We start from the raw sequence: 7209 nt of genomic DNA, 5'->3' as shown, positions 1-7209 counted from the left end.
CGCCGAAGGAAGGGCTGTCGCTACAGCGCTAAGCTCCCTGGCGCAACAGCCCGACGCGTCCGCTACCATCACGCGCACGCTGTTTGTCGGCTTGGCGATGATCGAGTCAACGGCCATTTACTGCTTTGTCGTGTCGATGATCCTGATCTTCGCCAACCCATTCTGGAATACCGCTATCGCGTCGGTTGCCCAGGCGGCAGGTCAATAGACCGTGCTCATTGACTGGTTCACTGTCGCCGCCCAAGTGCTGAACTTCCTCATCCTGGTGTGGTTGATGAAGCGTTTTCTGTACCAGCCGGTGCTGAACGCCATTGCTGCACGTGAGGCAAAGATTGCGGCCGAGCTCAACGATGCCGCCCAGACCAAGGCCATGGCCCACCAGCAACAAGACGAGTTCGAAAGCAAGAATAAGGCCTTTGACGAACAACGGGCGGCCTTGTTGAACAAGGCCACTGCTGAAGCCAACGATGAGCGCCTGCGCCTGCTGGACGAAGCTCGTAAGAGCGCCGAGGCGGCACGCGCGCTGAGCGCAAAAAACCTGTTGGCGCAAAGCCAGGATTTGCACGCCTCCTTAGTTCGCCAGACGCAACAGCAGGTGTACGACATTTCACGCCGGGTGCTCAGCGACTTGGCGTCAGTCGGCCTGGAGCAGCGTGCGTGTGAAGTCTTCATCCAGCGCCTGCAGGCGTTTGACGGGCCCGCACGCGACGAGTTGGCTGACGCGTTGCAGGCCACCCGCGAGGACGAACCGGCGCGATTGCGCAGCGCATTCGAGCTGCCAGCCGCACAGCGTGGCCTGGTCCAAGCGGCATTGGATGAGTGGAGCGGGCAGGCGATTGTGCTCACGTTCGAGACCGCGCCTGAACTGGTCAGTGGTATTGAAGTGAGCGTGCAGGGGCTGACGCTGGCCTGGAGCATTGCTGATTACCTCAGTGCGCTGTCTTCGGATGTGTGCGAGCCTCCGCGCGCAACGGAACGCTCATGAGCCCGATCGTATCGATCGACGTTACGCGTCAAGACGCCTTAGTCGAGGCGTTCACCCTTATCAGCCAGCGACTCCAGGCCTTCAAGCCGCAGTTGGCACTGCAGGAAATGGGCACGGTGGTCAGTGTGTCCACGGGCATTGCCCGTATCCAGGGGTTGCCGCACCTGGGGTTCGAGGAACTGCTGATATTTGCCGGTGGTTTGTCCGGCATAGCGTTCAATCTGGACGAGGCGGGCGTCGATGTGGTGCTGCTGGGTGACTCGGCTCACCTGCGCGCCGGCCAAGCCGTACGTCGGACCGGACGAGTGATGGACGTGGCGGTGGGCGAGGCATTGCTGGGGCGGGTGATCGATCCACTGGGCCGTGCCCTTGATGGGGGGGCGCCGCCTGCGACCCGATCGCGGCTGCCCATCGAACGGCCGGCAGCGCCGATCATGGACCGTGCGCCCGTGACCGAGCCGCTGCAAAGCGGCCTGAAAGTCATTGATGCGCTGATCCCCATTGGCCGGGGCCAGCGCGAACTGATTCTGGGCGACCGCCAGACCGGCAAGACGGCGATCGCCATCGATACGATTTTTAACCAGCGCGACAAGAATGTGTTGTGTGTGTATTGCGCCATTGGCCAGCGCGCGTCGGCAGTGGCCAAGGCCGTGGCCAACCTGCGAGAGAGAGGGGCGATGGCCTACACCGTCGTGGTGGTGGCCGAAGGCAACGAAGCGCCGGGACTGTCCTATATCGCCCCGTACGCTGCCACCAGCATCGCCGAGCACTTTATGGAGGCCGGCCGCGACGTGCTGATTGTCTACGACGACCTGACTCACCACGCGCGGGCCTACCGCGAACTGTCGCTGTTGCTGCGTCGACCACCGGGACGAGAGGCTTTCCCGGGCGATATTTTCTACATCCATTCGCGCATGCTCGAGCGCGCCACTCATTTGAACCCGGCACGCGGCGGTGGTTCGCTGACAGCACTGCCCATCATCGAGACCGAAGCCCAGAACATTTCGGCCTACATCCCGACCAATCTGATTTCGATTACCGACGGACAGATCGTGCTGTCACCGTCATTGTTCGAACTCGGCGTGCTGCCGGCCGTTGATGTCGGCCAGTCAGTGTCGCGTGTCGGCGGCAAGGCGCAACGCGCGGCGTATCGAGCCGTAGCGGGCGACCTCAAGCTGGCCTATGCGCAGTTCGAGGAACTGGAGACCTTTGCGCGCTTCGGTGCTCGACTGGACGAGGACACCCGCCAATCCATCGTTCACGGTCAGCGCATCCGCGCCTGCCTGGGCCAGTCGGAGCTTTCACCGGTGACGGTGCCTGCTCAAGTCGCGATTTTGCTGGCCTTGAATGCGGCACTCTTCGACCCGGTGCCGCTTGAGCGCATGACGGCTGCGCAGCAGGCTGTGGAGGCGGCGGCCGACGGTCTTGAGGATGCCGTCGGCAAGCGCCTGGCGGAAGCTGGGGCGCTCACCGATGCTGACCGTCAGCAGGTCACCGACGCGGCGCGTCAGGCACTGGCGGTGTTTCTGCCAACGCCCCAGGAGGCCTGATGGCTACCACCATCACTGCATTGCGCCGCCAGATCAGCAGCGCCGGTGACCTCAAGTCCGTGGTGCGGGTCATGAAAGCCTCGGCGGCGTCGGCCATCGGGCAGTACGAGCGATCAGTGGCGGCACTCGCCGATTACGCACGCACCGTCGAACTGGGGCTGGGCGTTTGTCTGCGCGCGATCGACCCAGCCGGAATACGCGCCTGGCCCCCCGAAGCTCGGGCTGAGGATCGCACCGTGCATGCCGTGGTCTTCGGTTCCGATCAGGGCCTGGTCGGACGCTTCAACGACGAGGTGGTCGACTACGCAATCGCCCAAGTCGGGTCCTCTGCGGTGAAGGTATGGGCGGTCGGTGAGCGTGTGCATGAACGACTGCTCGATGCCGGCATCGCGCCCGAAGGCGTGTTCGCCGTGCCTGGGTCGGTACAGCACATCACGCAACTGGTGGGGCAGGTCCTGCAAACCGTCCCGATCGCGGACAGCGCCGCTGCGCGAGCACCACAAAGCGCTACGCTGATGCTGTTCTATAACCGGCCCAGCGGTAACGGCTATAGCACCGTGAGCCAGCGACTGTTGCCTCTGGATGGGCACTGGGAACACGCACTTGCTCAGCAAGCCTGGCCCACACCGCAATTGCCCGATGTCCTGAGCGCGAACACACAGACCCTTCGCGCCTTCGTCCGCGAGCACTTGTTCGTCTCGCTGTTTCGCGCCAGTGCCGAGTCGCTGGCCAGTGAAAACGCTAGCCGCCTTGCCGCGATGCAGCGTGCGGACCGCAACATTGGCGAACGGTTGCAAGACCTCGACGCCACCTATCACCGTTTACGCCAAGCCGGCATCGACGAGGAACTCTTTGACGTGATTTCAGGTTTTGACGCCCTGTCGCCCAACGCTGATGCCGGCCCCCAAGGCTGAACTGACTGTGTGCTGTCGAACAGACAGGCCCAGAGATGGCTAACAGAATGAGGACCGATGGCTTGCTCACGCACGCCACTCGAACGCACATTGGCAATCACCTGTTGAGGCAATCGTTATGACCCCGCCGCTATCCGCTGTTTATCAATACATCGTAAGGGAGCTGGCGCCCACCGAGCATGCGCCAGATGAAGCCCCCGTTTCGATTGTTTGCGAGCCACTCAACGCAACGGCAAGTCCGCCTGCCCAGGGCAGCATAATCCTGCACCTTGAGAAGGGCACCACGCTTGAAGAAGCGCAGGCCATCGCGAAAACCCTGCAAACCAAGGTCAAGGGTCTGTTCCACCTGAAGGCCTCGCCGGACGAGGTGATTTAAGGCAGGGATCACGGCTGGTCATGGCCCCGAATCACCGATGACTGCCATCCCGCGTCATGGCAGGCTTGACGCGTGGCATTGGCTAACTCGGCGCGGGTGGGTGCTGTTGTGTCAAGGTGGGCGCAATGTCTGGCGGTTTGAAAACAGGCTGAGGTAACGTTCCTTAATCGCGCAGTCTTTGGAATAGGCTAAGGTTGACGAAGCGCCCCGTCGGCCGTAAAAAATTTACGGAAAATTTACGGGTGGAGACGTTTTGGCGCCGCGATACTGCGCGGCGCTAATTTGCCAGGTTATTGTTTATGTCCCACGCGGCAATACGACTCATCGGCTTTGTCTTAGGCCTGTTTCTGATTACGTTGGCCATCAGCATGGCCATCCCCATGATCACCTTGGTGGTCTATGAGCGCAGCGACGATCTGTCGGCCTTTCTTTGGTCCAGTTTGATTACGTTTATCTGCGGCCTGTTGCTGGTCATGCGAGGGCGCCCCGAGACCGCTCAACTTCGCCCAAGGGACATGTACCTGCTGACGACCGGCAGTTGGGTGGTGGTGTGCACCTTCGCGGCGTTGCCAATGGTGTTTATCAGTCACATCAGTTACACCGACGCCTTTTTTGAAACGATGTCTGGCATCACAACCACCGGCTCAACGGTGTTGAGTGGTTTGGACACCGCCTCGCCGGGGCTGTTGATCTGGCGATCAATGCTTCACTGGCTGGGTGGGATCGGTTTTATCGGCATGGCCGTGGCGATTCTTCCGCTGCTGCGAGTAGGGGGCATGCGGCTATTCCAGACAGAGTCTTCAGACTGGTCGGAAAAAGTGACGCCGCGCTCCCATGTGGCAGCCAAGTACATTCTTTTTCTCTATTTGGGACTCACGGGGGGCGGAACGCTCGCGCTCTGGATTGCCGGGATGACGCCATTTGACGCCGTCAATCACGCCATGTCGCTGATCTCTACCGGTGGTTTCTCGACGTCGGACGCCTCGCTTGGGCATTGGACACAGCCTGCTATTCACTGGGTGGCAGTCGCCATCATGATTCTGGGTAGCCTGCCTTTTACGTTATACGTCGCGACATTGCGCGGCCATCGGCGCGCGCTGCTGAAGGATCACCAGGTTCGTGGATTTATTGGCTTCTTGGTCTTCGCGTGGCTGGCGGTAGGTACCTGGCTTTGTCTTCACAGCGATTACGGATGGTGGGATGCATTTCGTATCGTGGCGGTGAATGTGACATCGGTTGTCACCACCACCGGCGTCGCCGTCGGCGATTACACCGTGTGGGGCAGTTTCTCCGTGTTGCTTTTTTTCTATTTGACCTTTGTGGGGGGCTGTTCAGGTTCCACGGCGGGTGGTCTTAAAATCTTCCGTTTTCAAGTGGCGGCAACTTTACTGGTGAGCAGTTTGAAGCAACTGATCCACCCCCGCGCCGTGATTCAGAAAAAGTACAATGGCCACCCCATCGACGAAGAGATCTTACGTTCGCTTTTGACGTTCTCATTCTTTTTCACCATCACGATTGCTGTGATTGCCTTGGGCCTGAGTCTGATTGGGCTGGATTGGACAACGGCGTTGAGCGGTGCCGCTACGGCGGTGTGTAACGTCGGGCCTGGGCTTGGCACAATCATTGGGCCGGCCGGTAATTTCTCATCACTGCCGGATGCCGCCAAATGGCTATTAACTCTAGGCATGCTACTTGGACGGCTGGAAATCCTGACAGTGTTAGTGCTCGTCACGCCCGTATTCTGGAGATATTGAGTGCTCACTGTTGATAGGCTGAAGCCAAAATAGACGGTCAGCACTCAGGGCCGTCGCGACGCGAAGCGCCGATGCATGTGCGGCCCAAAGGCTACTCGGTGATCCCATTCAGCGAGCAGTAATCCTTCCATGCCATCTCAACCATTTCTGACACTTCCCGATGGAACGCCAGGGTCAGGCGTTTCAGCTCTTGGGGAGACTGCGAAATCATTGTCAGCGTCAGCTCCCACACTTCTACCCCAAGCCTTGCGGCTTCTTGCTCAAAGGCCGATTCAATACACAGTTTCTTTTCAGCCTGACTCAGCCCCTGTACAGCGTTATTGAGGGATGAATCGCCTTCGAAGAATTTTGATAGCGCGAGTTCTTTGCGTAGATCATCGGAGTTCATGACCTTCTCCTCACTATTCACGTTACCTGGGCCTCATCGAACCAGCTGCGGACGGTCTGGGTAAAAAACAAATGCACGGTATCCCACCAGCGTTGCCACCAATGGCCTTGCTCTGCGTCCACAAGGACCACCAATGGCCGACTCCCCAGCTTGTGCTCGGCGTCGAACAGGTCGAGCCTTCCGACGACCGTGCCTGCCGTGATAGGGGCTTCGATGGGGCCATCAAACGCCAGGCGCATCTCGACGTCTCGGTTTTTATTCTTGGGCAGCGTGAGGGTCATGTCTTCAAGCAAACCCACATTCACGTAGGGTTGTATGCCTTTCCAGAGCGCCACCTGCGAGAGTACTTCGCCCCCTTTCTTATAGGTTTGGGTGGCGTAGAAGCGAAAGCCGTACCCCATCAGTTTTTCTGTTTCTGCCGTACGCTTATGGGCGCTACTGGCGCCCAGAACTGCGCTGATCAACCGTTGCCCATCCCGCTGTGCGGAGGCGACCAAGCAGTAGCCCGCTGCCTCTGTGTGCCCGGTCTTCAGGCCGTCGTAGGTGGCATTACGCCACAAAAGCGTATTACGGTTGGATTGCTGAATGCCATTCCAGGTGAAGGTTTTCTTGGCGTAAAGAGGGTAGTAGGTGGTCCCTTCGTTGATGACTTTTCGAGCCAGGGTCGCCATGTCACGTGCGGAAGAATAGTGCTCCGGGTCCGGTAGGCCGGTGGCGTTCATAAAGTGGGTGTTGAGCATTCCCAGTGTTGAAGCGGTTGAGTTCATCATCCCGACAAACCCGGCTTCGCTTCCCGCGATATGTTCGGCCAGCGCCACGCTTGCGTCATTGCCGGAGTCGACGATCACGCCGCTTAGCAAATCGTGAACCGAGGCAGAACTGCCGGGCTTGAGAAACATGCGTGAGCCACCGGTACGCCAGGCATTTTCGCTCACGACGACCTCATCACTTGCCTTTATCAGGCCGGACTTGAGCTCATGCGTCGTGATGTACGCCGTCATTAACTTGGTCAGGCTGGCCGGTGGCAGGCGTGCATCACTGTTGTGGCTGGTAATGACCTTGTTCGTTGCCGCGTCGATGAGTATCCAGGCGTCGGCGCCCAGCTTTGGCGCAGCGGGGATCATTGCCCCCAGGGTGGCATTGGCAGCCAAAGCGGCATTCGCCCAAAGAAGCGGTGGCGTTACACAGAGCACGGTTAACACACGCAGGAACAACAGATATTTCACAAGCAAAAGGCCTTGG

General features: G+C 59.5%; 8 protein-coding genes. 6 read left to right on the top strand and 2 right to left on the bottom strand.

All coding sequences use genetic code 11. The features are described 5' to 3' along the window. From E0F99_RS19285 to E0F99_RS19260, 6 genes are all read left to right on the top strand, one after another. Positions 1 to 208: F0F1 ATP synthase subunit C (locus E0F99_RS19285; protein ID WP_130908874.1), on the top strand; the 208-nt coding region annotated here is incomplete at its 5' end. A 3-nt stretch (positions 209 to 211) separates the two neighbouring features. Continuing rightward, a complete protein-coding gene (locus E0F99_RS19280; protein ID WP_083359037.1) occupies positions 212 to 985 on the top strand; it encodes a F0F1 ATP synthase subunit B family protein in 774 nt (257 codons plus the stop codon). Next, the gene (locus E0F99_RS19275; RefSeq protein ID WP_083359036.1) at positions 982 to 2535 is read left to right on the top strand and encodes an alternate F1F0 ATPase, F1 subunit alpha; all 1554 of its coding nucleotides are present in this window, start codon (positions 982 to 984) and stop codon (positions 2533 to 2535) included. The genes E0F99_RS19280 and E0F99_RS19275 overlap by 4 nt, the downstream gene beginning before the upstream one ends. Then, entirely contained in the window at positions 2535 to 3449 is a 915-nt protein-coding gene (locus E0F99_RS19270; protein WP_083359035.1) for a F0F1 ATP synthase subunit gamma, read from the top strand. Before E0F99_RS19275 ends, E0F99_RS19270 begins: the two co-directional genes overlap by 1 nt. A 118-nt stretch (positions 3450 to 3567) precedes the next feature. Continuing rightward, positions 3568 to 3825 carry a hypothetical protein gene (locus E0F99_RS19265; protein ID WP_083359034.1) on the top strand — a complete coding sequence of 86 codons (258 nt, stop codon included), beginning with the start codon at positions 3568 to 3570 and terminating at the stop codon, positions 3823 to 3825. A 299-nt stretch (positions 3826 to 4124) separates the two neighbouring features. Continuing rightward, the gene (locus tag E0F99_RS19260; protein ID WP_083359033.1) at positions 4125 to 5579 is read left to right on the top strand and encodes a TrkH family potassium uptake protein; all 1455 of its coding nucleotides are present in this window, start codon (positions 4125 to 4127) and stop codon (positions 5577 to 5579) included. Between the two features lie 91 nt (positions 5580 to 5670). Here E0F99_RS19260 and E0F99_RS19255 read toward each other — a convergent pair whose 3' ends face one another. Beyond that, positions 5671 to 5967: a DUF6388 family protein gene (locus E0F99_RS19255; RefSeq protein WP_083359032.1), complete on the bottom strand. Its 297-nt coding sequence runs from the start codon at positions 5965 to 5967 to the stop codon at positions 5671 to 5673. A 17-nt stretch (positions 5968 to 5984) separates the two neighbouring features. Next, positions 5985 to 7184 carry a D-alanyl-D-alanine carboxypeptidase family protein gene (locus tag E0F99_RS19250; protein WP_479725190.1) on the bottom strand — a complete coding sequence of 400 codons (1200 nt, stop codon included), beginning with the start codon at positions 7182 to 7184 and terminating at the stop codon, positions 5985 to 5987. Positions 7185 to 7209 lie beyond the last annotated feature (25 nt).

Origin of the sequence: Pseudomonas antarctica, from assembly GCF_900624995.1 — a bacterium.
Classification (GTDB): domain Bacteria; phylum Pseudomonadota; class Gammaproteobacteria; order Pseudomonadales; family Pseudomonadaceae; genus Aquipseudomonas; species Aquipseudomonas antarctica.
This window is presented reverse-complemented; position numbering and strand designations above follow the sequence as displayed.

Bases quoted from the DNA above. Each gene is read 5' to 3' on its own strand.
- E0F99_RS19275 (WP_083359036.1), top strand. From the start codon at position 982: ATGAGCCCGATCGTATCGATCGACGTTACGCGTCAAGACGCCTTAGTC.
- E0F99_RS19260 (WP_083359033.1), top strand. From the start codon at position 4,125: ATGTCCCACGCGGCAATACGACTCATCGGCTTTGTCTTAGGCCTGTTT.
- E0F99_RS19270 (WP_083359035.1), top strand. From the start codon at position 2,535: ATGGCTACCACCATCACTGCATTGCGCCGCCAGATCAGCAGCGCCGGT.
- E0F99_RS19255 (WP_083359032.1), bottom strand. From the start codon at position 5,967: ATGAACTCCGATGATCTACGCAAAGAACTCGCGCTATCAAAATTCTTC.
- E0F99_RS19265 (WP_083359034.1), top strand. From the start codon at position 3,568: ATGACCCCGCCGCTATCCGCTGTTTATCAATACATCGTAAGGGAGCTG.